The 25,316-nt window shown below is 65.0% G+C and carries 27 protein-coding genes and 1 other RNA gene; 9 read left to right on the top strand and 19 right to left on the bottom strand.

Annotated elements, in window-relative coordinates; all coding sequences use genetic code 11:
- Window positions 1-2: 2 nt before the first annotated feature.
- The 14 genes from ACFQ24_RS17600 to mscL all read right to left on the bottom strand — a co-directional run bounded on the left by ACFQ24_RS17600 (window position 3) and on the right by mscL (window position 11,953).
- Window positions 3-1,526: a methyl-accepting chemotaxis protein gene (locus ACFQ24_RS17600; RefSeq protein WP_380913586.1), complete on the bottom strand. Its 1,524-nt coding sequence runs from the start codon at window positions 1,524-1,526 to the stop codon at window positions 3-5.
- Window positions 1,527-1,531: 5 nt separating this feature from the next.
- Window positions 1,532-1,846, bottom strand: coding sequence for a hypothetical protein (locus ACFQ24_RS17595; RefSeq protein ID WP_380913584.1), 315 nt, complete (start codon window positions 1,844-1,846; stop codon window positions 1,532-1,534).
- A 34-nt stretch (window positions 1,847-1,880) separates the two neighbouring features.
- On the bottom strand, window positions 1,881-2,192 hold the full coding sequence (locus tag ACFQ24_RS17590) for a (2Fe-2S) ferredoxin domain-containing protein (protein ID WP_380913582.1): 312 nt from the start codon (window positions 2,190-2,192) through the stop codon (window positions 1,881-1,883).
- Window positions 2,189-2,737 (bottom strand): J domain-containing protein, encoded by a 549-nt coding sequence (locus tag ACFQ24_RS17585; RefSeq protein WP_380913580.1) that lies wholly within the window; start codon window positions 2,735-2,737, stop codon window positions 2,189-2,191. Before ACFQ24_RS17585 ends, ACFQ24_RS17590 begins: the two co-directional genes overlap by 4 nt.
- Before the next feature lie 53 nt (window positions 2,738-2,790).
- Window positions 2,791-4,302 carry a ComEC/Rec2 family competence protein gene (locus ACFQ24_RS17580; RefSeq protein WP_380913578.1) on the bottom strand — a complete coding sequence of 504 codons (1,512 nt, stop codon included), beginning with the start codon at window positions 4,300-4,302 and terminating at the stop codon, window positions 2,791-2,793.
- Window positions 4,303-4,392: 90 nt separating this feature from the next.
- An RNA gene (rnpB, locus tag ACFQ24_RS17575) (RNase P RNA component class A) lies at window positions 4,393-4,781 on the bottom strand.
- Between the two features lie 29 nt (window positions 4,782-4,810).
- Window positions 4,811-5,509, bottom strand: coding sequence for an N-acetylmuramoyl-L-alanine amidase (locus ACFQ24_RS17570; protein WP_380913577.1), 699 nt, complete (start codon window positions 5,507-5,509; stop codon window positions 4,811-4,813).
- 140 nt (window positions 5,510-5,649) lie between these two features.
- Window positions 5,650-6,528, bottom strand: a complete 879-nt coding sequence (locus tag ACFQ24_RS17565) for a CheR family methyltransferase (RefSeq protein WP_380913575.1) — start codon at window positions 6,526-6,528, stop codon at window positions 5,650-5,652.
- Complete coding sequence (locus tag ACFQ24_RS17560) at window positions 6,528-7,610, bottom strand: chemotaxis protein CheB (protein WP_380913573.1); 1,083 nt, start codon at window positions 7,608-7,610, stop codon at window positions 6,528-6,530. Before ACFQ24_RS17560 ends, ACFQ24_RS17565 begins: the two co-directional genes overlap by 1 nt.
- Before the next feature lie 69 nt (window positions 7,611-7,679).
- Complete coding sequence (locus ACFQ24_RS17555; RefSeq protein WP_380913571.1) at window positions 7,680-8,045, bottom strand: response regulator; 366 nt, start codon at window positions 8,043-8,045, stop codon at window positions 7,680-7,682.
- Window positions 8,046-8,126: 81 nt separating this feature from the next.
- Window positions 8,127-8,564 carry a chemotaxis protein CheW gene (locus ACFQ24_RS17550; RefSeq protein ID WP_380913569.1) on the bottom strand — a complete coding sequence of 146 codons (438 nt, stop codon included), beginning with the start codon at window positions 8,562-8,564 and terminating at the stop codon, window positions 8,127-8,129.
- Window positions 8,565-8,575: 11 nt separating this feature from the next.
- Window positions 8,576-10,963 carry a chemotaxis protein CheA gene (locus ACFQ24_RS17545; protein WP_380913567.1) on the bottom strand — a complete coding sequence of 796 codons (2,388 nt, stop codon included), beginning with the start codon at window positions 10,961-10,963 and terminating at the stop codon, window positions 8,576-8,578.
- 137 nt (window positions 10,964-11,100) lie between these two features.
- Complete coding sequence (locus ACFQ24_RS17540; RefSeq protein WP_380913565.1) at window positions 11,101-11,370, bottom strand: hypothetical protein; 270 nt, start codon at window positions 11,368-11,370, stop codon at window positions 11,101-11,103.
- A 145-nt stretch (window positions 11,371-11,515) separates the two neighbouring features.
- On the bottom strand, window positions 11,516-11,953 hold the full coding sequence (mscL, locus tag ACFQ24_RS17535) for a large conductance mechanosensitive channel protein MscL (protein ID WP_380913563.1): 438 nt from the start codon (window positions 11,951-11,953) through the stop codon (window positions 11,516-11,518).
- Window positions 11,954-12,054: 101 nt separating this feature from the next.
- Here mscL and ACFQ24_RS17530 point away from each other — a divergent pair, with 101 nt between their 5' ends.
- From ACFQ24_RS17530 to ACFQ24_RS17515, 4 genes are read left to right on the top strand one after another with little or no spacing between them, the layout of a single operon-like run.
- Window positions 12,055-12,657 (top strand): LemA family protein, encoded by a 603-nt coding sequence (locus tag ACFQ24_RS17530; RefSeq protein WP_380913561.1) that lies wholly within the window; start codon window positions 12,055-12,057, stop codon window positions 12,655-12,657.
- A gap of 5 nt (window positions 12,658-12,662) precedes the next feature.
- The gene (locus tag ACFQ24_RS17525) at window positions 12,663-13,466 is read left to right on the top strand and encodes a TPM domain-containing protein (protein WP_380913559.1); all 804 of its coding nucleotides are present in this window, start codon (window positions 12,663-12,665) and stop codon (window positions 13,464-13,466) included.
- Window positions 13,466-14,143 (top strand): TPM domain-containing protein, encoded by a 678-nt coding sequence (locus ACFQ24_RS17520; protein WP_380913557.1) that lies wholly within the window; start codon window positions 13,466-13,468, stop codon window positions 14,141-14,143. Before ACFQ24_RS17525 ends, ACFQ24_RS17520 begins: the two co-directional genes overlap by 1 nt.
- Complete coding sequence (locus tag ACFQ24_RS17515) at window positions 14,140-14,688, top strand: NUDIX hydrolase (RefSeq protein WP_380913555.1); 549 nt, start codon at window positions 14,140-14,142, stop codon at window positions 14,686-14,688. Before ACFQ24_RS17520 ends, ACFQ24_RS17515 begins: the two co-directional genes overlap by 4 nt.
- Window positions 14,689-14,692: 4 nt before the next feature.
- Here the strand turns inward: ACFQ24_RS17515 and ACFQ24_RS17510 are convergent, their stop codons facing one another.
- Window positions 14,693-15,151 (bottom strand): DUF6456 domain-containing protein, encoded by a 459-nt coding sequence (locus ACFQ24_RS17510; RefSeq protein ID WP_380913553.1) that lies wholly within the window; start codon window positions 15,149-15,151, stop codon window positions 14,693-14,695.
- Between the two features lie 90 nt (window positions 15,152-15,241).
- Here ACFQ24_RS17510 and ACFQ24_RS17505 point away from each other — a divergent pair, with 90 nt between their 5' ends.
- Together ACFQ24_RS17505 and ACFQ24_RS17500 are read left to right on the top strand one after the other, a co-directional pair.
- Entirely contained in the window at window positions 15,242-15,805 is a 564-nt protein-coding gene (locus tag ACFQ24_RS17505; RefSeq protein WP_380913551.1) for a helix-turn-helix domain-containing protein, read from the top strand.
- A 58-nt stretch (window positions 15,806-15,863) separates the two neighbouring features.
- Entirely contained in the window at window positions 15,864-17,036 is a 1,173-nt protein-coding gene (locus ACFQ24_RS17500) for a glycosyltransferase (protein WP_380913549.1), read from the top strand.
- On the opposite strand, the gene ACFQ24_RS17495 is transcribed toward ACFQ24_RS17500, so the two are convergent.
- Window positions 17,012-18,646: a molybdopterin oxidoreductase family protein gene (locus ACFQ24_RS17495; protein ID WP_380913547.1), complete on the bottom strand. Its 1,635-nt coding sequence runs from the start codon at window positions 18,644-18,646 to the stop codon at window positions 17,012-17,014. The two genes, ACFQ24_RS17500 and ACFQ24_RS17495, sit on opposite strands and share 25 nt — an antisense overlap.
- A 115-nt stretch (window positions 18,647-18,761) precedes the next feature.
- Here ACFQ24_RS17495 and modA point away from each other — a divergent pair, with 115 nt between their 5' ends.
- The 3 genes from modA to ACFQ24_RS17480 all read left to right on the top strand — a co-directional run bounded on the left by modA (window position 18,762) and on the right by ACFQ24_RS17480 (window position 20,930).
- Complete coding sequence (modA, locus tag ACFQ24_RS17490) at window positions 18,762-19,529, top strand: molybdate ABC transporter substrate-binding protein (RefSeq protein WP_380913545.1); 768 nt, start codon at window positions 18,762-18,764, stop codon at window positions 19,527-19,529.
- 71 nt (window positions 19,530-19,600) lie between these two features.
- A complete protein-coding gene (gene modB / locus ACFQ24_RS17485) occupies window positions 19,601-20,314 on the top strand; it encodes a molybdate ABC transporter permease subunit (RefSeq protein ID WP_380913543.1) in 714 nt (237 codons plus the stop codon).
- Complete coding sequence (locus tag ACFQ24_RS17480) at window positions 20,304-20,930, top strand: ATP-binding cassette domain-containing protein (protein ID WP_380913541.1); 627 nt, start codon at window positions 20,304-20,306, stop codon at window positions 20,928-20,930. Before modB ends, ACFQ24_RS17480 begins: the two co-directional genes overlap by 11 nt.
- 49 nt (window positions 20,931-20,979) lie before the next feature.
- On the opposite strand, the gene ACFQ24_RS17475 is transcribed toward ACFQ24_RS17480, so the two are convergent.
- The 3 genes from ACFQ24_RS17475 to ACFQ24_RS17465 form a co-directional block, all read right to left on the bottom strand.
- Window positions 20,980-22,230, bottom strand: coding sequence for a capsule biosynthesis protein (locus tag ACFQ24_RS17475; protein WP_380913539.1), 1,251 nt, complete (start codon window positions 22,228-22,230; stop codon window positions 20,980-20,982).
- Complete coding sequence (locus tag ACFQ24_RS17470; RefSeq protein ID WP_380913537.1) at window positions 22,223-23,854, bottom strand: capsular polysaccharide export protein, LipB/KpsS family; 1,632 nt, start codon at window positions 23,852-23,854, stop codon at window positions 22,223-22,225. The genes ACFQ24_RS17475 and ACFQ24_RS17470 overlap by 8 nt, the downstream gene beginning before the upstream one ends.
- Before the next feature lie 130 nt (window positions 23,855-23,984).
- Window positions 23,985-25,280 carry a glycosyltransferase family 4 protein gene (locus ACFQ24_RS17465; RefSeq protein ID WP_380913535.1) on the bottom strand — a complete coding sequence of 432 codons (1,296 nt, stop codon included), beginning with the start codon at window positions 25,278-25,280 and terminating at the stop codon, window positions 23,985-23,987.
- Window positions 25,281-25,316: the final 36 nt, after the last annotated feature.

The raw sequence follows: 25,316 nt of genomic DNA, 5'->3' as shown, positions 1-25,316 counted from the left end.
GTTCAGGCCGCTTCCAGTTGTGCGACGAACTGGTCGGTCGCCCGTTCCAGCCGCTGCGCGGTCAGCGACAGGCCAGAGGCCGCGCTCGACACCCGGGCCGACAGACTCTCATTGTTCCGCGCGACATCCGCGACTTCCTCCAGCTGGCGGGTCATCATCGCCGCGCCCTGCGCGGTATCCCTGGCGGACTCGCCAATCGCCGCTGTCGCGTCCCGCTGGTCCGCCACCGCGCGCTGGATGTCGTCGGCCGCCTTGGCGAGCTGCTGCACCGCCGCCGCCACATCCGACAGCGCGCCACGGGCGATTCCCGCCCCTTCTTGCGCCGAACGGGCAAGCGCATGGATTTCGCTGGTGGCGTTGGCCGCCTGTCCGGCAAGCTGCTTCACCTCGCCCGCGACCACGACAAAGCCGCGCCCGACTTCGCCGGCGCGTGCCGCCTCGATGGTGGCGTTGAGCGCCAGCAAGTTGGTGCGCGTCGCGATGTCCGCGATCGAGTCGGCAAAGCTGGTGATGGACCTCGTGCGGCCGTGCAGCGCGCTGACCGCCTCCTGACCGCTACTCGATACTTTTTCAGCCTGCCCACCCAGCGCGGCCTGCTGCTGCGCGGCCGAAGCGATGGCGACGATGGAATCCGACAATGTCTCGATCCGCTTCGCCAGCAAGGCCGCGTCGATGGACGACCGCTCCGCGATGGCCGCCGTCTCGCCGGTGCCCGCGCTCGCGCGCTGCGCCAATCGAGCAAGCTGCTGCGCCGATTCGTCCAGTTCCCGCGCCGCCGTGCCGACCGCGCCCACCGCGTCGGCGACAGATTGTCGGAAGGCGCGCGCCAGTTCCAGCGTGGCGGCGCGCCTCTCCGCCGCCATCCGTGCCTTCTCCTCTTCCTGCTGCGCCCGCAGCCTGCTCGCGCGGGCATCCGCTTCCTGGCTCGCGGCCATGGCCTTTTCCGCAGCCACACGTCCGTCATGCGCCTGCTGGGCAAGCTTGTCGGAGCGCGCGACATGGCCGTCCAGCGCCTCTAGCATGGTCCTTAGCCGGATGGTGACATAACTGAGCACCGCCGCTTGGGCGCATACCGCCACGGCATGGAGCACAACCCGCCCCAGATCGCTCTGCTGCGGGAATACCCAGCCGGAAGCGAGGTGGCCCAACAGCAGATGGTGCGCGGCGGTCAATAGCGCCGCCAGCACGATCGGCCGCCAGTCGTAGAGCAGCGTCAGCCCGGCCAGGGCGACGAAGAAATACATATGGCCGTCCATCTGCCAAGGATGGCCGGACAGCAGGAACAGGCCGATCGCAGGCTGGGTCGCCGCCAGCGCACCCATGGCCAGACGGACATCGAGGTCGCGACGCTTGCATAACATCTGCACCGTTGGCAGCGCATTGACCAGCGCGGACAAGAACAGGGCGCGCTCCACATGCTCGACATGCAACATCATGCCGACCGCGCCGATCGCAACGGTCCACAGCCAACTGGAAAAGACCAGGATTTGCAGGCCATGCAGGCGCAGACGGTCCAGGGTAGTCATAGCGTTCATCCGATCAGCCCTTCGCAGCCCCCGGCCCGGGCCGCCAGCGGGACGATGCCCGCGCGCAGCAGAGGCATGCCGAGCCTGCGACGCTCGCCGTCGACCAGCAGGGAACCCATCCATGGCCCGGCGGAGATCAGCCGCGCGCCGCCGCTTACCGCCTGCGCTGCAACCGACCGCCGCGCCTTGCTTGTCATGGGCACCAGCAACATGGGACCGCGAACCGGCGGTATTGCGTAAAGAGCCAAAAGGCCGATCAGCATCAGGCTGCAATGGGCGAGCAGGACGAGATGCCGCCGCACGGAAACAGGAAAAATCATCGCCTCCATCTAGGATGGAGTGGTAAGTATTGGATTAAGGATCAGCTTCCCCAAGGTGCAGCATCCTGGTCAGCTCGCCCAGGTCGCTGCCGGGCTTCACCAGCAGCCATTCCCGGCTGTCCGCACCATCGACCACCGTCACGGCGCCCTTGGGACAGACGCCAAGGCAATTCACCTCGACAATGCCGGCGTCCGCCTTGCGGCCTTTCTTCAACGCGAGATGCTTCCTGAGCGCCTTCGCCAGCCGTTCGTCCCCATGCGGACCGAAACCGCCGTCCAGCTTCTTCGAACATTTGCGGCACACCAGGACGACGTTGCGCCAGTTCGCGCGCACATGGTCTTTCAAGCCGTGCCGCCCCCCGGCTTCCAACTGCGCCGTTCCTCCGCAGCCCGCAGCACCTCATAAGCCGCCTGAATCGCCTGAAAACGCACGGCTGCCTGTGCATCGCCCGGCTTCACGTCAGGGTGATGCTCTTTCGCCAATCGGCGCCAGCTCTTCTTGACGGCCTCGAAATCAGCGTCGTCCTCCAGCTCCAGCGCTTTGAGCGCGTGCAATTCGTCGCGTGACCGGCTGCCGTCGCCCGGCCCGCCCCAGCCATGATAGGCGCTCGACTGGTATGCACCCGCGTCGCGCCGCTCGTCACGCGCGCGCTGTTCGCGCTCCTCGGCGTCCAGCCCCTGAAAATAATCCCAATTGCGGTTATATTCGCCGGCATGATCGGCGCAGAAATACCAGCGCTCCGGGCTGTTGGGAGACTTGGGCGCCGGGCAGTCACCCGGCCGGTCGCAGCCGTGCCGATCGCACAAGCGCACCTTCTGCGCCTCGCGCGCCGCGCCATAGCTGCGCCATCGGGGAAAGCCCCAGTCATTCGATCGACCCTGTCGTGCCATGGGGGCAATGTAACCATCGGACCCCGCAATGAAAAGCGCGAGGACGCGGCTTTTCAGAACCGCGCGTCGAAGCTTTTCACCGCGAAGGTCCGATCGCCCTCATTCATCGTGGCAGCGACGATCCGATTGCCATCCGTGCGAATGTTGACGAGGCCATAGATCAGCTTGTGCATCACCCGCATTCGATCCAACGTGCCGCGTTCGGCTCCAGGGTTGAGCGCGCCTGCCGCAGTCACCTTGTAGGCGATGCTGACCTCGTCCAGCCGGTCCGTGCCATATTCCACGGCAACCGCACCGGTGCCCGCAACCACGCTTTCGGGCCGTCCCAGTTCGACTGATCGCGCCAGTTCGGTCGAATACACCAAGGGCGTGACCAGCTTGTCGTCGCGGATCTCGCGAAAGCCCGTCAGGCCCGATGCCGCCACGACGCGCGGCCGGGGATGGTCATGCCCTTCATGATCGCCCGAGCTGATGACGGTGCAGGCCGCATGCATATGCTGAAGGAAGGTGAAGGACACGTCTTCCGATCCGTGATGGCAGCATTTGCCGACGTCGCAGGTAAATTCGTCCTCACGCCCGGCATATTCGGCGAGCAGCGACTGATGCGCCTTCGCGTTGAGGTCTCCGGTCAGGAGGATGCGCGCCTTGCCGTGATCGACGCGGAGCAGCACGCTCGTGCCGTTGGTGTTGATGGACTGGCTGGTATCGAGGCGCAACAGGGTCGGCCTGCCATTCTTTTCGCCCGCAATTGGTCCCAATACGCGGATCGGCACCTCATCGCCCGCGTCATGGCCGGGCAGCCACTCGCTTTGCTGGCTGAGGCGCTGGATGGCGGTCGGCGTGCCCGATGCTGATCGAGCAGCCACGACCTTCTCGATCAGGGCGCCCCATCGGCCCCGCAGTTGCGGTCCCGTTCCGCCCGTCGCCGCTTCCGCGCTTACCCGGTCGTCCAGCAGCCGGGTGAACCATTTGCGGCCATCTGCCGTCTTCTCGAAAGGGCCGAGCCCCTCCCGGGTCTTGCCGAACGCCGCCCAGTGCGACAGACCGCCATGATAGAAGGCGTCGATGGTGATGCCGCTACAATCCAGCTCCGCTACCTGATCGACATCCAGCAGGTCATCCAAACCGCCATAATGGTCGAAATCGATATGCGACGCGATCATCGCGTCGAGGACGATCGTGTCCGCGCCATAATCCTTGAAGAATTTCCAGTCGATGAAGTCGGCTGCGCTTTTGCCGGTGGGTTGAGACCTGCGGGAATAACCGCCATCGAGCATGATATGGCGAAAGTCCGGCGTCTTGATCAGAAGCCCGTCACCTTGCCCGACATCGATAAAGTAGATTTCCAGCAGCGACATTCCACCCAGTTGGTTCTTGTCGATCCAGCCCGTCTGGCCGCGCGCGCGGACTTTGCGCAGGCTCCCGTCGCCCTCGAGGACATGGACGCCGTCACCCCACAGCAGGGAAAAGCCGGCGGCCTTGTCCTTGCCGGCGTCGTTCCTGTCATAGCTGGCTCTGGCCGTTTCCACCGACAGATAGTCGTCGAACCCCGGATCATGCGGCATGTCAGCCCTCCCCCTGAAAGTACGGAAGCCCTGTCTATCATGCGCGTGTTGCCCGTCCGCGACAACTGCATCCAGTTTCAGTCGTTCGATGATGCCAGAGGGCCTGTAAGCCGGGTTCTGTCCACTCCCTTGCAGGAGATGGGCGACCATTCCTCTAGGAGCCGGATTGCTCCGGCCCTCAAGCAACCAACCCGGGCGGTCTCGGCCGAAATCAGCCTAGCGGCATGAAGCCGCGCGCCGCCCCTATTCGGTCTTGCTCCCGGTGGGGTTTACCGTGCCGCCTCGCGTTGCCGCAGGCGCGGTGCGCTCTTACCGCACCCTTTCAATGTCACTGGGCCGAAACCTGAGCGACCTGCTTTCTGTTGCACTGTCCCTTGGATCACTCCAGCCGGCCGTTAGCCGGCACCGTCATTTCGTGGAGCCCGGACTTTCCTCGCCGTGGAAGTTACCCGCCACGCCGCGGCCGCCCGGCCCTCTGGCAGGCAGCGCCATAGCGCGTCCCGACGCCTTAGTCATCCCCTTGCGGCTTAGGGAGAAGCAAGGCCAGCAGGATCGCGCGGCATTCGCCATCGATCACCCCGTCCATTAGTTCGGGTCGGAAGCGGCGCTGAAACGCGACAACCGCCGCCTTGGGGTCGGCAATGTCGTAACCGAACCGCTCCAGCGCGAGCATGAAGCCGCTGTCGGTCCAGTGCGGATCCATCAGCTTCTTGGTCGGGCGCGGCAGGGCCAGCCGCAGCCGGGCAAGCTGCCCCCAGGGGAAAAGCTCGCCCGGGTCCTGCTTGCGCGCGGGCGCGACGTCGCTGTGCCCCACGATATTACCGCGCGTGATCCTGTGCCGGTTCACGATATCGTGGATCAACGGGATTAGCGATCCCATCTGCGCTTCGGGAAAGGGGCGATACCCCCATTCATGACCTGGATTGACGATCTCTATGCCGATGCTCGCCGAATTGACGTCGTCTATGCCGCGCCAGTGCGAACGGCCGGCGTGCCACGCCCTTTTGGCCTCATCCACCATGCGGATGATCTGCCCGTCCTCCGTAACCACATAATGGGCGGATACTTTCGATTCCGGGTTGGCCAGCCAGTTTATGGCGCTCGCCGCGTCCGGCATGCCGGTATAGTGCAGCACCAGCATGGTGATCGGCAGGCTGCGATCGTCATGATTGGGCGACGGCGTGTCGATCATCGGCATGTCGGTCATCGGGGAAAGCCAGTCACTTGCAGCTCGATCATCATGCCAGTCCGCCCGCGCGTCGGCGCGCGGGGAGACCATGGCCGAGACATGCGCGGCAATCAAGCAGGGTTAACATAAGCCAGTCGCGGATCGGCAAGTCAGCGTCGCTATCCGATGCGTCGCGCCGCCACCGCCATTGAATCGTCCGCGCAGCTCTTGCACGCATAACCGCCACGAAAATCGGGGTGCGGCACAAAGTCGTCGCCCTGGCCGATCACGGTTTCCCCGGCGCCCAGCAGCAGCACCGACCCGGCATGGCTATGCTCCGCCAGCAGCCGGAGCACCGACTGCCGCCGACCTGGTGTGAAGTAGAGCAGGACGTTGCGGCAAAGAAGCAGGTCATATTGTCCGCTCGGGTGGCGCGCATCGAAGAGATTGTCGTGCCGGAAATCGATCATCCGGCGCAGGTCGGCGCTTGCCCGCCAGTCTTCGCCATGCGGCTCGAACCATTTAAGAAGATCGCCGATGGCAAGGCCGCGCTGCACATCCATCTGGGAGAATATGCCCGATCGCGCCTGGTCGACCGCGGCAGTGGAAATGTCCGTCGCCAATATCTCAACGCGCCAGCCTTGCCAGCGGGCGGCCTCGTTGCGCAACCGGATGGCGAGTGAATAGGCTTCCTGCCCGGTCGAGCAGCCCGCGCTCCATATCCGCAGCGTCCGATCCTGCTTTTCCTGCTGGATGCGCGGCAGGATCTGCCGGTGGATCATGTCGAAAATCTGGAGATCGCGGAAGAAGCTGCTCTCATTGTTGAGCAGGGCGTTCACCACATCGGTTTCCAACGGCCCGGAACGATCGCGTAAAAGCCGCGCCGCCAGTTCATCGATATCCTGCAACCCGTGCGCGCGCAGGATCGGCCGCAACGCCGTTTCCATTCGCCACGCCCGGCCTTCCGACACGGTCTGGCTGGTCCTCGCCTCCAACAGGCCGGACAGGATCCGCGCTGCGCCTTGCAAACTCTCCGGTCTCTGATCGCACGCCGACATCAAGCGGCCGCCTTGGCGCGGCGCGCGACGAAGCCCATGATGGCGGACGGCGCCATGACTCCGCAGGTCAGCCCTGCGCCCGTCACCGAACCCGGCATGCCCCACACAACGCTGCTCGCTTCATCCTGCGCCACGATCCATCCTCCTGCCGCAACGATGTCTCGCGCACCTGCGGTTCCGTCCCGGCCCATGCCGGTCAATATGATTCCGGCGGCGCCCGCCCCGTACACGTCCGCCATGCTCGTCAGCATCGGGTCCACGCCCGGCAGGTTTCCGGCGGGCGTCCTTTCGGGGTCGAGCGTCACATGCACCCGGCCGTGCAGGCCCTTTCGGATCTGCAGATTGGCGTCGCCCGGCGCGACATAGACGGTGTCGGGCGCAAGCATGTCGCCAATCTCCGCCACTTTGACGCGAAGGCTGGTCATCCGTGAAAGCTGCTGGACGAAATAGACGGTGAAACTGGCGGGCAGATGCTGCGTCAGCAGGATTGGGACGCCCAGCGGGCCTTCCAGCCCATCGAACAATTGCCCCAAGGCATGGATGCCACCGGTGGAAGCCCCTATGCCAAGGCAGGCCAGAGGAGCGGCCGACGGCTCAACCAGCGCGGGCGCGGCGGCACGCGGCGTTGCGGCGGGAAAGGGTCCGTCTTCGAACAGGCGGTTCAACCGGCCGATCAGTGCCTGCGGGAACTGTTCCCCGAAGCTGCCGCTTCCCGGCTTGGACAGGATGTCGCTGGCGCCCAGCGCCAGCGCCTCGACCGCGGCGGCGCTGCCTTCCTCGCACTTGCCCGAGAGGATGGCTACTTTCGCGTTGGGACGGGTCTGCAGGATATGCGGCAACGCCGCGAGACCGCTTTGCCCAGGCAATTCTATGTCCAGCAGCACCAGGTCGACATCATGTTCCGCAAGATATTGCAGCGCCTGCTCCGCGCTGTTCGTCTTGTGATCGACGCGAAAGCCCGGATCGGCGTTGAGGATACGCTCGATAACCGTCCGCACGACCACGGAATCGTCGACAACCAGCGTGCGGGCAGGCGTGTCCCCACTTTTGCGACTGGTCATGATCGGCGCCATGGCGTTCATCTTATCGGCTTTCTGGGGAGGAAGCGGGGCAAGGGGGCATCTATGATTGCGGGCTGCGCGCGGCAGCGCCTAGATTACCCCGACGATCGCCAGCTTGCTTTCCAGTGTTTCCCTGTCGAACGGCTTCATGACATATTCGTCCGCGCCGGCTTCGACGGCGGCCTTGATGTGGCTGATGCCGTTTTCCGTCGTACAGAAGATGATCTTCGGGCGCGCCGACATCTTTGCAGTGGACAGCGCCTGGAGAAATTCCATGCCGCTCATGATGGGCATGTTCCAGTCCAGCAGCACGACGTCGGGCGCCGATGCTTCACACTGCGTCAAAGCGTCCTGGCCGTCCACGGCCTCGCTGACCGTCAGATCGAGCGATTCGAGGATATGTCGGGCGACTTTGCGGATCACCTTCGAATCGTCGACGACAAGGCAGTTTTTCATAACAGGTCCTTCAGATTACGGCCGTGTTCGTGGCTTTAAACGGCAAAGCCAAGTATTTGGTAAACAAGCATGGAGATCTTTCTAGGCGGCCTGTGCCATCGCGCCGCCCTCGATGAAGGCCGCAAGCGACACGAGCAGCCAGGGATGCCCTTCATGTTCCACGATCGCGCGGGCATAGGGTGCCCACGCCCGCTCCAGCTGTCCGCGAAGGGGCAGTTCGCCGTCCGCCACCGGACATATGTCGGATACGCTGTCGACCATCAGTCCATAGCTGTGGCCGCTGATATTCGCGATCACCGCCAGCCCCCGCTGGCCTTGAGGCGTGGCCGTGCCGGTGATGAGGGCCGCGACGTCGATGATAGTCAACACCCGGCTTCGGAGTGCGGAGAGGCCCGCCACATGGGCGCCCATGCCAGGCACTGGCGAAACGTCGGTCAGGCGCACCACTGCTTCGACTTCCCATCCCTCCACAGCGATGCGGGTGCCGGCCAGGGTCGCGAGAAGGTAAAGATTGTTCATGAGCCGCCTCCTTATGCCCGCTGGCCGCCGATGGCCGCCATCAAGGCGGCCTGATCATAACGATATATGCTGCCATCCTCCTGCGGACCGGCAGGCCGCGGCGAAGCGCGAAGATGCACGACCCGGCATCCGATCATCTCGGCCGCCTGCACGGCATCGGGATCGGTGCATAAAACCACGTCGGCCGGATCGACCGCCCCGTCTGCGGGCAATCCCAGAATCACGTCATGGCCCGCCTGACGCAGTAGCGGGGCCAATATCTCGCGCGTCCAGCCGTCCTGGCTGTCGGCGAGCAGGCAACGTCCCTGCGTGCGCTCGGCGATCGCGCTGTCAGGCAAAGCCGCAAACAGAGCGAAGGGATTGAGCACTTCAAGATGCTCACCATCGATCACCGCAACGCCGCTTATAACCCCCTGCATCGCAACCATGTCGGGCACGGCCGGCATCTGGACGATGTCCAGCACAGCCGCGACGGGATAGCAGGCCTCGCTCCGGTCGTCCCGCAAACGCAGGGCACATACCTTGTCGCGATCGAAGCTGTGTAAGCCGTTGGCCACGGGCACAAGGCGGCCGTCGAGCCGGACGAATGCCTGCCCGCCGGACCGGCCGAAAAGGCTGGCATCGATATCCTCGACCCGTTCGATCAACGACAGCTTCAACAGTCGCCGCTCACCGGACAATTCCTCGAACCGAAGCGCGGCCACCATCTCGGCGCTCTCGTCCGCACCGGCTCGTTCTTCGGAGTGCCGCGTCGTGCGGTCGTCGGCCATATCCGGCAGGTTCGCCGCGCTTGCCAGCCCAGCGGCGTCCAGCAGAAGCATCGGTTTGCCATTGTCGGGCAGCGTCATGCCGGCATAGACGCCCGTCGCCATCACCAGGGGCGATGCCGGTCGAATGACCAGTTCCTCATGATTGTCGACAGCCGACACCCCCATGGCGAAGGGCGTGCCAGTGGCCGATCGCACCACCATGATGGCGCGCGGACCGGATTGGACAGGCTTTTCCATGCCCAAAACATCTTCCAGGTCCAGCATGGAATGACGCACGGACCGGATGGTCGCGATTTTTGCGCCGCCGACATGGCTGATGGTCAGCATGTCGTTGTTGTCGTGCAGGATTTCGATGACGGCGGCCCGCGGAATAGCGAAATGCTGCCCCCCCGCGCGGACGATGAGGCCCGGGATGATGGTCAGCGTCAACGGCACCCGCAGCGTGATGATGAGCCCCTGCCCCGGCTGGTTGTCGAGCGCTATGACCCCGCCGATCCGCTCCACATTGGCGCGCACGACGTCCATGCCAACGCCGCGACCGGAAATCGCCGTGACCTGATTTGCGGTCGACAGGCCGGGTTGGAAGATGAGGTCCAGCTTTTCCGTTTCGGACATGCGGGTGGCCGCCTCGGGGGTCAGCCGTCCCGCTGAGACCGCCTTGTCCACCAACCGTTTCGTGTCGATGCCTGCGCCATCGTCCGCGATGGCGATGACGATCTGGTTGCCCGACTGCCGCGCCTCCAAGCGCAGATTGCCCGCCTCAGGCTTGCCCGCCGCGCGTCGCTTCTCGGGCGTCTCGATGCCATGATCGATGCTGTTGCGGACGATATGGGTAAGAGGGTCGACGACCATCTCCACCATTTCCCGATCCATCTCGACATCGCCGCCTTCAAGGCTGAGGTCGATGCGCTTGCCCAGTTCACGGCCCAGGTCGCGCACCATGCGCGGAATGGCTGCGAAGAGCCGGTCGACACGCTGCATGCGGGTCTTGGAAATGACGTCGCGCATGTCGGCGACGCAGGTCGACAACCGTTCGAACACATTGTCCAGTTCGGGGTCGGCGGTGCGTTCCCGCAACTTGCGGGACAGTTCATTGCGCGCCAGCACCATGTCCGATACGCCGTTCATCAACTGGTCGATCAGACTCAAAGGCAGGCGTATGGTGCGCGGCCCCGACTGAGCGCCGCCCTGGCGGGGCGTGACTGCCGCAACGGCCTGAGGCTCGTTCACCGATGTCGATACGCCATCCCCTTCATCGTCCGCCTTCGCCTGCAGCGCGGCGATCAGGAAATCGTCGTTTTCGTTCGGCAGGGCAGCACCCGCCGCCACCGCCTCCGCCAGTTCGCCGATGCGATCCATGATACCCAGCACGGCGCTGACCGTCGCTGGGTCCGCGGTTCTTTTCCCCGCCCTTATGTCGGACAGCACGTCTTCCGCCGCATGGCTCAGCCGTTCGAAGCGCGGCAGGTTCAAAAAGCCGCAGCTTCCCTTGACCGTGTGGAAGAAGCGGAAGATGGCGTCCAGACGATCGCTGTCGGACGGATCGGCCTCCCACGCAACGACTTCGCCGGCAAGCGCCTCCAGCGTCTCCTGCGTTTCCGATATGAATTCCTGAAGTAGATCGTCCATTCCAGCCGGCCTTATGGATGCGCGCGGAGGCACCATGGCTGCGGCGTGGTTAAGGGGCCGTTAAAGGCGCGCTGCATTGAAAAAGGCGCTGCGAGCGATCGCAGCGCCTTTTCGCATCGTTCGTGGCGGAAGCAGCCTTACTGCTTCTTCTCCACGGCATCCTCGGCCTTATCGCCCTCTTCGCGCGTGGCATCCGCCTTGTTCTCCAGCGAGTCGGCGGCATTTTCCGCCGCGGCTTCGGCGTTGCCGGTCAGATTGTCGGCCATGGCTTCCATATTGTCGGCCTGATTGTCGAGTGCGTCCGCCTTGTTCTCATAAGCGTTCTCGACCTTGTTCTCCTGCTTGGAATCGCAAGCGGCCAAGGTAACCATGCTGGCAAGGCCAAGGACAGCGACAAAGGTTTTCACGGCGATTTCTCCTGTTATGCCCCCTAGGGCTGACGTCATTCGGCACCGGGTCCGGCCGGCGCCAAGCCACCCCGAACCCTGACGCCGATCAACCGGCCGCACGCGCTATGGTTCCCATCACAGGCTCGTTTCGTCGCAAAAACGATTATTTTTTCAATGAGTCGCGAATTTCTCGCAGCAGGACGATGTCCTCCGGCGTGGGCGCGGGCGCCGCCGTCTCAGGCTCCGGCTTGTGCGTCAGCCTGTTCACCAGCTTCACCAGCAGGAAGATGATGAAGGCGAGAATCAGGAAGTTGACGAGCACGGTCAGGAACTCACCCCAGCCGAACATCGCGACGCCTGCCGCCTTCAAATCGGCGTAGCTCTCGGGGTTGCCCTTGAACCCGGCGGGTATTTCACCCAGCCGCAGGAAGTAGCCGGAAAAGTCCGCTCCGCCGAAAATGAAACCCACGACCGGCATGATGAGATCGTCGGTCAGCGACTTCGTGATCGTGGCAAAGGCCCCGCCAATGATGACGCCGACCGCCAGATCCATCACATTGCCGCGATTGATGAATGTCTTGAATTCGGAAACAAGCCCCACGGGACGCCCTTTCGATAGCCAATGACAATCTTCAGGATGGCCCGTTGCGCCGTGAGGAGCAACGTCCTATTTCCATGGCGAAACAAAGCCGAGGATGTTCCATGACGCGCATGCGCCGCTTTTACGCCCTGCTTCTGCCCATCATGGGCGCGCTATCCCTGTCTGCCTGCGGCATCAACAGTGTGCCGACCGCCGAGGAAGAAGCGAAGGCCAAGTGGGCGGACGTTCAGGCGCAATATCAGCGCCGCGCCAACCTGACCGGCAACTTGGTTGCGACGGTGAAGGCCGCCGGCAAGCAGGAGCAGGAGACCCTGACCCGCGTCACCGAAGCCCGGGCGAAGGCAACGTCCATTCAGATCAACGCTGAAGACCTGTCCGATCCGGCCAAGGTCGCCCAGTATCAGGCGGCGCAGGCGCAGCTGAGCCAGGGGCTCGGGCGCCTGCTCGCCTCGGTCGAAGCCTATCCCGACCTCAAGACCAACGAAAATTTCCTCCAACTCCAGTCCCAGCTTGAGGGCACGGAGAACCGCATCGCGGTCGCCATCCGCGACTATAATGGCGCGGTTCAGGCCTATAATACCCGCATCCGCACCTTCCCGGACGCCATCGGCGCGAAGCTGATCCACGGCGCAAAGCCGATGACGCCCTTCCAGGCGACCACGCCGGGCGCGGAGGAAGCGCCGAAGGTCGACTTCGGCAACTGACCTAGGTGCTCCGCCGCTTTCTTCTTGCCTTCCTGCTGCTGGCGATGACGCCAGCAGCCGGGGCGCAGAGCTTCCCCAAGTTCGACGACAGCGGGGTCGTGGATGCGGCGAACCTGCTCGATCCCGCACAGGAACAGGCGCTCAGCCAGAAGCTGATCGCGCAGAAGAAGGCGAGCGGCCGGTCGCTGGTGGTGGCCACCATTCCCGACCTCCAGGGCTATGACATTGCCGATTATGGCTATCGGCTGGGTCGTGCCTGGGGCGTCGGCGACAAACAGGATCAAGGCGCTTTGCTGATCGTCGCGCCCACCGAACGCAAGATCCGCATCGAGGTCGGCTACGGGCTCGAAGGCATATTGACTGACGCCCTGTCTTCCAAAATCGTGCGTAACGACATAGCGCCCCGCTTCAAGGCCGGCGACATGGCGGGCGGCATTAATGCCGGCGTTGACGCGATCACCAGCCTCCTTGCCCTGCCGCCGGATGAGGCGCGTCAGCGCGCCGCGCAGGCGGAGCAGGAGGTGCGACATGGGAATGACGGCGGGGGCGGCATTCTCGCTTTCTGGATCATCCTCTTCGTCGTCTTCTTCGTCGCGCTCCCGCTCCTTTCCCGGGCACGCGGGGGACGCCGCTATCGCAGCGGCGGGGGCGTACCACCGATCATCATCTGGGGGCCGGGCACGGGCTCGGGCTGGGGTTCGGGTGGCAGCGGATGGGGTGGCGGCTTCGGCTGGGGCAGCGGCGATAGCGGCGGTGGCTTTTCGGGCGGCGGCAGCTTCGGCGGCGGCGGCGCGTCGGGGGATTGGTGATGGACTTGCGCCTGACCCCAGCCGACCGCGAACTCGTAACGTCCGCCGTGACGCAGGCCGAAGCGACGACTTCGGGCGAAATCGTCACCATCGTCGCCCGCCGGTCCGACAGCTATCATGATGTGGGCCTCAGCTGGGCGGCGGCGGCTGTGTTCGTCGCGCTGGCGCTGATGGCCGCCTTCCCGGCGCATCTGCGCGCCTTCCTCTCCATGCTGCTGCTCGATTGGGAACATGAGCTTGCCGACTGGAAGTTGCTCCTGGGACTGCTGGGCCTTCTCATCCTCAAATTCCTGGTGGTGCGCTATCTGCTCGCCATCATGCCGCTGCGCATGCTGATGACACCCCGCGCCACCAAGGCCCGTCGGGTGCGGCGGCGCGCCATCCTGCTGTTCCGCACCGCAGCCGAGGCGCGGACGCGCGGCCGCACCGGCGTCCTCCTCTATCTCTCGCTGGACGAACATCGCGCCGAAATCGTCGCCGACCGCGCCATCAATGAGAAAGTCGCTCCGGAAGTGTGGGGCGACGCCATGGCAGCCTTGATCCAGGCGATCCGCGCCGGTCAGCCGGGCGCCGGCCTGGCTGAGGCGGTCCGCCGGATCGGCACGGTTCTAGCGCAGCACTTCCCGCGGGCAAACGACGATATCAACGAACTGCCCGACAGGCTGATCGAGCTATGAACGACCCCGATCATGACGCCCCCGAGCAGGTGATGTGGACGGGCCGCTTCATTACCGCGAAGACGCGCGGCAAATGGGAATATGTCTCCCGCGCGCGGGGCATCCAGGCCGCCGTCATCCTCGCGATCGACGAGGCTGCAGACGGTCGCCACATCTTGCTGGTCGATCAATATCGCGTGCCGCTGGGCCGGCGCTGCATCGAATTGCCGGCCGGCCTGGTCGGGGACGAGCAGGAAGGGGAGGATGCGACCCTCGCCGCCGCCCGTGAACTGGAAGAAGAAACGGGCTATCGCCCGGCCCGTCTTGAACCGCTCGGACAATTTTGGAGCTCGCCCGGCATGGTGTCTGAGAGCTTCTCCCTGTTCCGCGCGCACGGCCTTGAGAAGAGGGGCGAGGGCGGCGGCGTCGACAATGAGGATATCCGCGTCCATCGTGTGCCGCTGGCGGATTTGCCCGACCGGATCGCCGCCTGGCGCGCGGAAGGATATGCGATGGACGTAAAGCTGCTGCTGTTGCTGGGCGCTGGCATGATGGCGCCCGCCTGACCCGTCAGGCCACCCGATACCAGCCCGCCACCCGATCCAGCGCCAGCGTCAGCACCAGCTTGCCCGCCCGACTGGGCCAGCCAAGCGCCTTTTCGGCCGCCGCCAGCCCCTCTCCAGCGCAGGCGACACGCCACAATATGTCGGATAGGCCGGGGCCAGCGGCCGCGATCGCTCCGTCGAATCGCTCGCGCGCGGCCATCTGCGCCAACGTAGGATCGGGGCGACGACCCGGCCCGCGTCGCCCGCCGTCGCGTGGCGCGGCGTCCCAACGCATTGTCACCCGAATGCCCAGGCCCGCCCGTTCCCAATCCTGCCGCAGCATGTCGCCCGCGGCATAATGGCGATCGCTGAGCAAACCCCGCGCATGCAGCCAGCCGAGCGACGATTCTCCTATGTTCACCAAAATCCTCTGCCACCGCCCATCGGGATCTTCGATCATTTGCTCGATATGGCTTGCCGGCATTGTCCACCTTTCGTCGCTATGGCCTACCCCCTTGCCATGACGGCTAAATTGTAGGAAAGACTAAACCAAATAGGTTATAGGTGAAAGAGTGTGATAACCCGCATCCGTGACGTGCGAAAGGCCAAGGGGCTGACATTGGAGCAGGTAGGCGCGCTCTGCGATCCGTCCACTACGGCGCAGACGATCGGCCGGCTCGAAACTGGAACGCGTACGGTATCGATCAAATGGCTGAACCGCATCGCGCAGGCGCTGGACGTCACCACGGCGGAACTGGTCGCGCTGCCGGGCCAGGCGGACGTGCCCATCGCCGCCCTGCTCGGTCCTGAAGGCGTCCGCGCACCCACGCGCCAGCTAGCCTTTCCTGCTCCGGTGGGATCGGAAGGCATGGTCGGCGTGCATGTCAGCGCCAGCATCGGCGACTATCGGAGCGGCGACGCCATCTGGTGTCGCCGCATCGCGCCGCCGGAATTTTCGGCCGCTCTCAACCGCGATCTGCTGGTGCCGCGTCCGGCCGGACGCTTCCTCTTCGGCCGCCTGATCGGGCGGGAAGGCGACCGGCTTCAAATCCTCCCGCTCGGACCAGGCACGCGCCAGCTCGTGCTTACCGATCCACCTTGGGCCGCTGTGGCGGTGCAACTCGTCCGACGCCTCTAGCCAAGACGGTTGATGCACCTTAACCATCTTTTAGACCTGCACGGTCAAAAGAGACGCAATGACGATCAACGTCCTCACCCTCTCGACCCTCTTTCCGGACATGAGCCGCCCCAATTTCGGCGTGTTCGTGGAACGGCAAGCGCGCGAACTGGCCAGCCGGCCCGAGGCGGACGTGACGGTGATCGCGCCTGTCGGCCTGCCGCCTTGGCCCCTGTCGCTAGCGGGCCGCTACGCCCGGCTCCGCGCCCTGCCGGCCAAGGAACGCTGGCGCGAACTGACGGTCTATCGCCCCACCTTCCCGATCATCCCCAAATTCGGTGGCCGCACCAATGTCGCCGCCATGACTCGGGCGATCCTTCCTCTGGTGAGGCGCCTGCATGTGGAAAAGCCGTTCGATGTCATCGACGCCAGTTTCTTCTTTCCCGATGGTCCCGTCGCGCAGCGCCTGTCCCGGGCGCTCGGCATCCCCTATTCGGTCAAGGCGCGCGGCGCGGACATCCATTACTGGGGTACGCGCAAATCCACCCGAAAGCTGGTGCGGCGCGCGGCCGAAGACGCGGCGGGCCTGCTGGCCGTGTCGGACGCGATGCGCCGGTCCATGGCGCGCTTGGGCATCGATCCTGAAAAGATCCGCGTCCACTATACCGGAGTCGATCTCGACACATTCGAACTGACCGATCGCGAAGCAGCCAAGGCGGCGCTTGGCTTTTCTGGCCCGGTCGTCCTGTGCGTGGGCGCGCTCATCCCGCGCAAGGGGCAGGATCTGCTGGTGCGGGCGTTGCCCGACCTTCCCGACGTCACGCTGCTGCTGGCGGGACAAGGGAGCTATCGGCGGACGCTCGAAAATCTGGCGCAGGAACTGGGTGTCGAACGCAGGATCGGCTTTCTCGGCTCTGTCCCCCATCACAAGCTGCCGCGCATCTTCGCGGCCGCCGACATCATGGCATTGCCGTCCGAATCGGAGGGCCTCGCGAACGCCTGGGTCGAAGCGCTTGCCTGCGGAACGCCTCTCGTCATCACCGACGTGGGGGGTGCGCGGGAACTGCTCGACCGGCCAGAAGCGGGCAGGATCGTGGAGCGCACGCCTGAGGCCATTGCGGATGCCATACACGCCACGCTTGCCGACCCGCCGGATCGGCAGGCGGTGCGAGAAACCGCGCTTCGCTTCACCTGGTCCGCAAATGGCGACGCGCTGGTCGCCCATCTTCAGGGCATCGTGGCATCCCGCTGAAACGGAAGCGGCAGCAGGCGCGCGCGTCCGTCCGGCGTCGGAAAACGACCGTCGCGAAACGGCGCCTCGCCCCAGCGCCATGGCGTCAGTTCGTCATAGGCCGGGTTGGAGATCGACGCATGCCGCCGCAGGTTCAACAGCCGGCCGCCGTCATTGCCATAGGCGGTCAGCCGCGCATGTTCGCGATAGATGTCCGCCGGTCGTTCATAATGAAACGCATCACCCCACCCCATCGCTTGCGCGACCTTTGTCAGCCCCCACCAATCCGGCTTCGCCTCACCCGGCAGGTCGAGCAGCCGGCGATGCCGGCTGATCAACCGATCGGCGCTGGTCAGCGTCCCGTCCTTCTCCGCCCAGACGGGGGACGGCAGGAGGACGGACCAGCCGATCTCTTGCGCTTCCGCGATCCTGGTCGTCGAACGAATGGTGAGCGGAACAACCCGGCGCATGGCATGCAGCCAGGCCTGATCCGCCGCGTCACTGCCGATGCTCCACAGCGCCTTTATCTGCCCCTCTTGGGCGGCAGCCAGCAGCGCCGCACCTGACAGGCCGGGTTGCTGCGCCATGGAGCGCGCGCCCCAGAAGCGGGCCACAACCGCCGCCGCGGAAAAGGGAAGATGCGCCGCCAGTTGAGCGGGAAGACAACCGGTTTCGCGTATGCTCATCCCGCCCGGCCGCGCGGCGCACGGATAGGGTACTGCCCCCGGCCTCCCGATCCGCCCTGTGGCCAAATGAAGGTCGATGACTGCCGCAGCCAGTTCTACATCATCGTCGCCGTATATCGTCACGGTTTCGGACTGCCCGACCCAAGTCTCGTAGAAGCTGCGCAGCTGGGCTGCGGCAAGCCCGCACGCCCGCGCCACCGACCAGAGATCATGGCCCGCGCGCAGCTTGGTCCAATAGTCTTCCGCCACCACGGTGGCGGAACCCCGAACGCCTGCGTCATGGCAGTGCAGCAGCAATCCCGCGACGAGGCGATGCTCGCTCCCCGGAGCGACCGTGAGCCGGATGTCACAGGGCAGGCCGTCCGTACCCTCCTCATCAGCGACGATAGCCAGAATTGCGCCCCGCTCACGCGCAGCCAGCATGCGCTTGATCAGGATCGGGTGGCGATCCGCAAGATGGTCCCCGATGATTAGGATCAAACGGGCCTGGTCGATATCCTCGGCCGCAGCCGGCGACACATCTTCGCCATAGGCCGCGGTGTGCATGGCGGCAGGCGTCTCCGCCCCCGGCGCATGGATGTGAGCGGACCCCAAAAAGCCCTTCATCAACTTGTTGGCGACGTAGATATCTTCGGTCAGCAGTTCCCCGCCGACATGCAACGCCACCGCCCCTGCCCCATACCGCGCGATCGTAGCCGAAAGCCGCTGCGCCACTTGCGCCACTGCCCGCTCCCATTTCTGCCGCCGCCCATCGACGATCGGATAAAGCAGCCGGCCCGGCGGATCGGCATCGTCTTGTAGCCGTTCGGCGCGGGCGCATAATTGCCCGCCATTGGCAGGGTGCGTCTTGTCGCCTTCGACGATCAACGAACGCCCGCCGCCCGTCACGCAGCGGACGCCACACCCGACACTGCACCCGCCACACTGGCTCCTGATGATCGCCATTTCAGGAAGAAGCAGGTCGCGGCTGGCTCATGCCCATCCCCTATCGCAGCAAGATGGAAGGCGAAAGCGCCACAATCCCCTTGTCACCCCTTGGGTGTCCCGGCACACAAGCGGCATGATCGCCCATTTCCGCCTGCTCGCAACCTGGCTGCTGCTGTCCATGTCGCTGTCTCACGCCGCTGCGCAGGCGCGTGGCCCGGTCGTGCTGGCGGCGGCGAGCATGCAGGAAGCGATGACCAGCGCAGCCGATGCCTGGGCCGCGCGGGGACATGCGCGCCCCGTTCTGTCCTTCGCTGCCTCCTCCGCGCTGGCGCGCCAGATCAGGGCGGGTGCGCCGGCCGATCTCTTCGTGAGCGCCGATGAAGACTGGATGGACGAGGTCGACAAGGACGGTCGGCTGGTGTCGGGCAGCCGGGCGGACCTCGCGGCCAATCGGCTGGTACTCATCGCGCCCCGGGCAAGGCCCGCGCGACTGCGGATCGGGCGCGACATGCCGATCGGCAAGGCGCTGGGCGCGGGGCGGCTTGCCCTTGCCGACCCGGATGCCGTGCCCGCCGGCAAATATGGAAAGGCGGCGCTGACCGCGCTCGGCGTCTGGCCTCAGGTCGCGGACAGGCTGGTCCGCGCCGCCAACGTCCGCGCCGCGCTTGTCTTCGTCGAACGGAACGAAGCGCCGCTTGGCATCGTCTATGCGACGGACGCGCGAGCGAGCCGCGACGTGACCGTCGTGGGCGTCTTCCCACCCTCCACCCATGCGCCGATCCGCTATCCTGTCGCGCGCGTCAAAGCCGGGCGGCACAAGGATGCGGAGGACTTTCGCCGCTTCCTGCTGTCAGCACCCGGCAGGGCCATTTTCGCGCGCTTCGGCTTTGCAAGCCGCTAGGGCAATGAACGAAGCCTCGCCCTTCTTGCGCCGTAACACGGCCTTTCAACACCGGCTACGGTGAGCCGGCCATGATCTTGCTGCCAGCCGATTGGCCGAGCGAAAGTTGGGCGGTGGTCGGCCTGTCGCTGAAGGTGGGCCTGGCCGCAGTGACTGCGACAACCCCCGTCGCGTTCCTGCTGGCATGGATATTGGCGCGATGGCGCTTTCCGCTCAAGATCCTGCTGGACGCGCTGGTGCACCTGCCGCTGGTCGTGCCCCCGGTAGTGACCGGATGGCTGCTCCTCATCCTCTTCGGCGCGAACGGCCCTGTCGGGCGGTTCCTGGCGGCGCAGTTCGGAATTACTTTGCTGTTCCGCTGGACCGGAGCGGCGCTGGCGGCCGCCATCATGGCCCTGCCGCTGATGGTCCGCGCCATGCGCCTGTCGATCGAGGCAGTCGATCGGCGGCTTGAGCAGGCGGCCGAGACATTGGGCGCTAGCCGGTTGCGCATATTCGCGACGATATCGCTGCCGCTGGCCGCGCCCGGCGTCCTTGTGGCGTTCATCCTTGGCTTTGCACGATCGCTGGGGGAATTCGGCGCGACCATCACCTTCGTGTCGGACATTCCGGGCGAAACCCGAACCTTGCCGATCGCCATCTATTCCTCGCTTCAGATGCCGGGTGGCGAACGAGGCGCTGCCTGGTTCGCACTTATGTCCATCCTCCTGTCGCTGGGGGCGCTGCTTCTGTCGGGGCTGCTGGCACGCCGGGTCGGCGGGCGTCGGATCGACCATGTCCTTTGATATCGATGTGACTCGCAAGCTCGGTGCAAAGCGGATCAGCCTTCGTTTCTCGGCACCATCGGGTATCACGGCGCTTGTCGGCCCCTCGGGCATCGGGAAGACGTCCGTGCTCAACATGATCGCGGGCCTTCTCCGCCCCGACCATGGCCATGTCGAGGTTGGACGCACGTTGCTGTTCGACAGCGACCAGCGGATCGACCTGCCCGCGGCGGATCGCCGGTCGGGCTATGTCTTTCAGGATCGGCGCCTGTTCCCCCACATGCGCGTCGGCGCCAATCTGCGCTATGGGCGGCGTGGATACGGCCTGATGGATTTCGACCTGATGGTCGACATGCTGGGCATTGCCGCCCTTCTCGATCGATGGCCCGCCACCTTGTCGGGTGGAGAAGCGCAGCGCGTGGCGATCGGCCGCGCTCTTATGTCCTCGCCGCAGTTCCTACTTCTGGACGAACCGCTCGCCTCCCTGGACGAGGCCCGTCGCGCCCCGATCCGCGCGATCATTCGCCGGGTCGCGCAAGAATTTGCGCTTCCCGTCCTGTTGGTCAGCCATGACAATGGCGACGTCGATCAGCTTGCCGACACGATAGTCCGGATGGACGCGACGTCGAGCGGCTGAGACTGCCACGACGAGATGTCGGCCAAGCACCGACCGGCCGTGCCACTTTTCAGGAAGCGAGCCGATGGACCGTCGGCACGACCGAGCGCACCGGCTCTCCTGCCAGCCGCTTGACCGCATTGTTGACCAGCATGGCCAAGCCCTCCTCGCTCAACAGGCCGCCGCGTATCAGGCACTGATTGATGAGCACCCTGCGAAAGGCCGAATAGAGCGTCATGTCCGGCGATTGCGGCGCACTCCAGAATTCGTCGAGATTGGTGGATTGGACGATGCCGGGCACCTTATATACCGCGTCACCCAGCACCATCACCGGCTTGCCCGCGTTCAGCGACAAGGTGCCGACGGTGCTGTTGACGGTCACCACGCCCAGCGAGCGCTCCACCAGTGCGCCGATGTCCCAATCGGCCAGATAGACCACCCGGTCGCCGACGCCATATTGCCGCGCCAGTCGCCCGGTCAACCGTTTCCAGCTGACGAGGCCGGGATCGAGCGGATGACGCTTGACCAGCAGATAGGTGTCAGCCGGGGCATATTGCGCGAAGCTCTTGATCACGAAACGTAGCGCCGCGCGCATATTGCCGAAGGGCGAATGGACGCGGATCTGATAATCGGAATTCAGCTGCAGGGGCAAGGTGAAGAAGCGCTTGTCCTTGACGCCTTCCCACGCAGTGGCCGATGCCTGCTTGTCGCGCGACCGCATCACCAGCTTGATGAACCAGGACACGGACTCCAGCAGGAAACTGTGCGGCCGATGGGTGCGGTAAAAGGGGAAGCGCAGCCGCATGATCGTGGACGCCAGGCCGTTGCGCATCGTGTTGCGCGCGCGTGTGCGGAAGGTGGAGGGGATCGCGGGTGCCGCCGGGTCGATGTCGGGCAATCCCCTCGCCTGCTCCCGATACCAGTCGGGATCGAGGGGCAGCGTGGAATTGCCGTTCACCCCGTCCTTCTGGAGCGTCAGAAAGTCGGGACGGATATAGCCTTCTTCGAAAACATGGACCCGCAGCCCACGCAGCCGCGCCATGCTGTGCGCGGTTGTGTGATAGGGACGACAATCGCCATAGAGGATCAGGTCGGTGACATTTTCCCGGACGATGAAATCATCGAAGAAGATGGGCCAGTTGCGGAATGTCCCGCGATAATCCGTAGCGCCCTCGGCCGGCCAGTCGACCTTGTCGCCGCCGTTGATGTTGATCCGCAGCGCTCCATGGCCCCTCGCGCGCAGCGCCTGCGCCAGCATGGCGAAATAGGGTCCGTGGGGGCCCTGCAGGAACAGAAACGTCTTGCGTGCTGGCTCAGCCATGGAGAAACTCGGCGGACAAGGTCATGAATCTTCTTAATTTCCCTTGCAGTGCGCGCAACCTGATAAGTGACGTCGCAGGTGGCATGAACCCGTCAGCCAAACGATCGACCATCAATTCCGGTCCACATGGCAGGTTTGTCACCGGGTCGAGATAGCTGGGGTAGAGAATCAAGGCGCCCGCGACAAGTTGGTCCAGGGTCAAGCGCCGCCCGCGCCGGGCGGGCACCGGCGCCAGATCGCGCGTCAGCCCCCATCCCGCATAGAAAGGCATACCGTGAACCGTGACGGCGCAGCCGCGCATCAGCGCTTCGAACCCGGTCAGGGACGAGAGGACATGCACATCGTCCACCGCCTGCACCAGTTCCATCAGGGGCGCGCCGGTGTCGATCGTGTCGGCCAGCGTCAGCACGGTCGCATCCGGCAAATGCCCCTTGCGATGGCCCGCCTGCACATCCGGGTGCGGCCGATAGATGATCCAGGCGTCCGGCTCCGCCCGGCGGACCCGCTCCAGAAAATCAAGATTGCCGCTCACCCCTGCGCCGCCCAGCTTGACCGACATGTCGTCATCGACCTGCCCCACCGCCAATATCGTCCGCCTGCCCGTTGGCAGCGCGATCATGGAGCCACCGCTTGCGCCATATTTGGTTACGCCGGTCGCGCAGAGTCGCGTGCGAAGGCGGCGGGCGCGGTCCGTCAGCGACCCCGGGAAGGCGTGTGTCGCCAGCAAGCTCTCCAGATCGGAGGGGCGTCCTCCGTCATAATAGATGCCCGACCGGTCGATCACGATCGATCCGGGTGGGTGCAGGCCAGCGCCAAGGCCGCGTGACCGGATGAAGCCGTCCTCCACCTGCGCCAGCGGAACATGGGCACGCGCCGCTTGTTCCGGGAGGTCGGCGGGTATGCGCGAAGGCCACACCGCCAGTGCCCCCCGCTCCTTCACGGCACGGCGAAGGCCCTGCGCGGGAGACAGAGTGGGGGGAGATCGCACGCCGTCCCACAGGAACTGTCGGATCGCCTTACGTTTCCAGAAGGCCATGCCGCTGGCGGCGGCAATGCCCCTGTTCCGGTCGATATGTCGCCGCCAGTCCGCAAGGATGGTCATCGCCTGCATCACGCCAACGGGTTCCCCGCTGAAACAGTCGCGATAGCGCACTGCGGCGATACGGGTTCGCAACCCGTCACGAAGGCGGTCAGGCGGAACCAACGCGCCATCCGGGCCGAACACCGGCACATTGCAAAGGCCGGCGATCAGCGCCAGTTCGTCCTCGGGATCGGCATGCACCCGCTCGCATCGTGACACCAGGCTCCATGGATCGATCGTCCCGGAGAGATGGCGAGTGCCGGACCGGTCGCATAACGCGCCGGGCATCAGTCCGATATCGTCAGGATCGATCCCCTCTAGCCTGTCGGCCTGCACAAGGATGCCGGACCCTATCACGACAGCGACGGCACGTGGCTGCTCTCCCCAGAACGCCCCGCCCACCCGCGCATCTGCGATAGCCGCCAGAACGGCGTTGGTCGCGATCTCAAGCTCAGCTCCCCCGGCTAGAGGCTCACTGATCGCAGCAGCGGAGGCAGCAACATCCGGAAATGGCGGAGAGCGTAAGAAGGGCAGCAGGCTCATGGCCGTCGCAAGATGCTTCGCATCGAAGGATGCTGCAGTCCGAATCTGCGAACCGAGACCGACGACGCCAGCGCCCCATTTTGCATCGTCACTTCCATGATTAATTGCATGATCCAGGCATCAAAGAAGGTCAACCCGCGGAAAGGTCCAACTGCTCAAGCAATTCTTCCACTATGTCGAAATAGAGGCGCCAGGTCGGGGCGCGCCACTCCTGGAGCCGCTCCAGTTGTGCGTCGCGCTCGGGTGAAACCGCCTGCGCATAGGCACTAACGGCGCGCAGCCACCCGAGCCCGTCGAGCGGATCGAGATAGTCGGGCGCGTCCCCTCCCACCTCGCGGTGGGCGGAGATGTCGCTGCATATCACGGGAACGCCCGCAGCCAGCGCTTCCACCACCGGCATGCCGAACCCTTCGACGAAGGACGGCATCAACATCGCCCGCGCGCCGGCCATCAGCGCGTGCATGCGGTTGTCCGACACCTCGCCCGCCTCGATCACATGTCCGCGCAGCGCCTCGCCCCGCTCCAATATGTCGATGACATTCTCATTTTCCCAGCCGCGCCGGCCGATCAACACCAGCATCGGCGCGGCATCCCCATGCTGTTCGATCAGCCGCCGCCAAACATTGAGCAGCAGCAGATGGTTCTTCCGCGGCTCGATGGTAGAAATGTAGACGAAATAAGGCCGGTCCGGCAGTTCCTCGCCCTTCGCACCGAAAATGTCGGGTGCATCCGCGCCGAAATGGGCGACGCGCACCACGCGCCCTTCCATTCCGCGCACCATGTGCGGGGCAAGCGCATCGATCGTGGCCTGGCTGTTGCCGATGATGCCCGCCGCGAAGCTGTCGATCGTCCGCACCCGCTTGCGATGTTCGGTTGCCCCCTGCGGCCGCGCAAATTCCGGGTGGCTGAGCGGGATGACGTCATGGACTAGCGTCACCAGCCTCGCCCCTTCGGCCCGGAGGATCGCGCCGACCTGATCATGGTCGTCCAAGTGGTGCGGCGATACCTGCAGGTAGATGCGCGGACGCGTCGGGCGGGGAACCGGTCGCGGGCGGGTGGCGAACATATGGCGGATCACAGCCGCCCGGCCCTCTCCATCGTCCTCGACGCCTGCATTGCGCCATTTCGCTGCAGTGAAGGCCAGGAACTGGCGGACGGCGGCGGTGCTCAGGCGGCCATAATAGCCGCCGGCCGGGTGTACCGCGGCGAAAGACAGCCGGTCGGGCATCCTTTCCAGCAATTCGCGGGCATAGACATATTCGACGCGGTCGATGCCCGTGGGCGAAGGATGGAAGGCGCGCGACAGCAGGCGCGAAACATCCAGGATGACCTCGCTCTCGCCTGCCTGCGCTGCCGGAAGCGTGGCGGGGCGCTTGCTCTTTAGGGCCAGACGCGCACCGGGCGCATTGAAAGGGCGTAATACCATGTCAGCGGCTTTGGCACAGACTTGCCACGAAGCAAT

Source organism: Sphingobium olei, from assembly GCF_042678845.1.
Taxonomy (GTDB): domain Bacteria; phylum Pseudomonadota; class Alphaproteobacteria; order Sphingomonadales; family Sphingomonadaceae; genus Sphingobium; species Sphingobium olei.
Note: the sequence above shows the minus strand (reverse complement) of the source record. Positions and strands in the feature narration are given on the sequence as shown.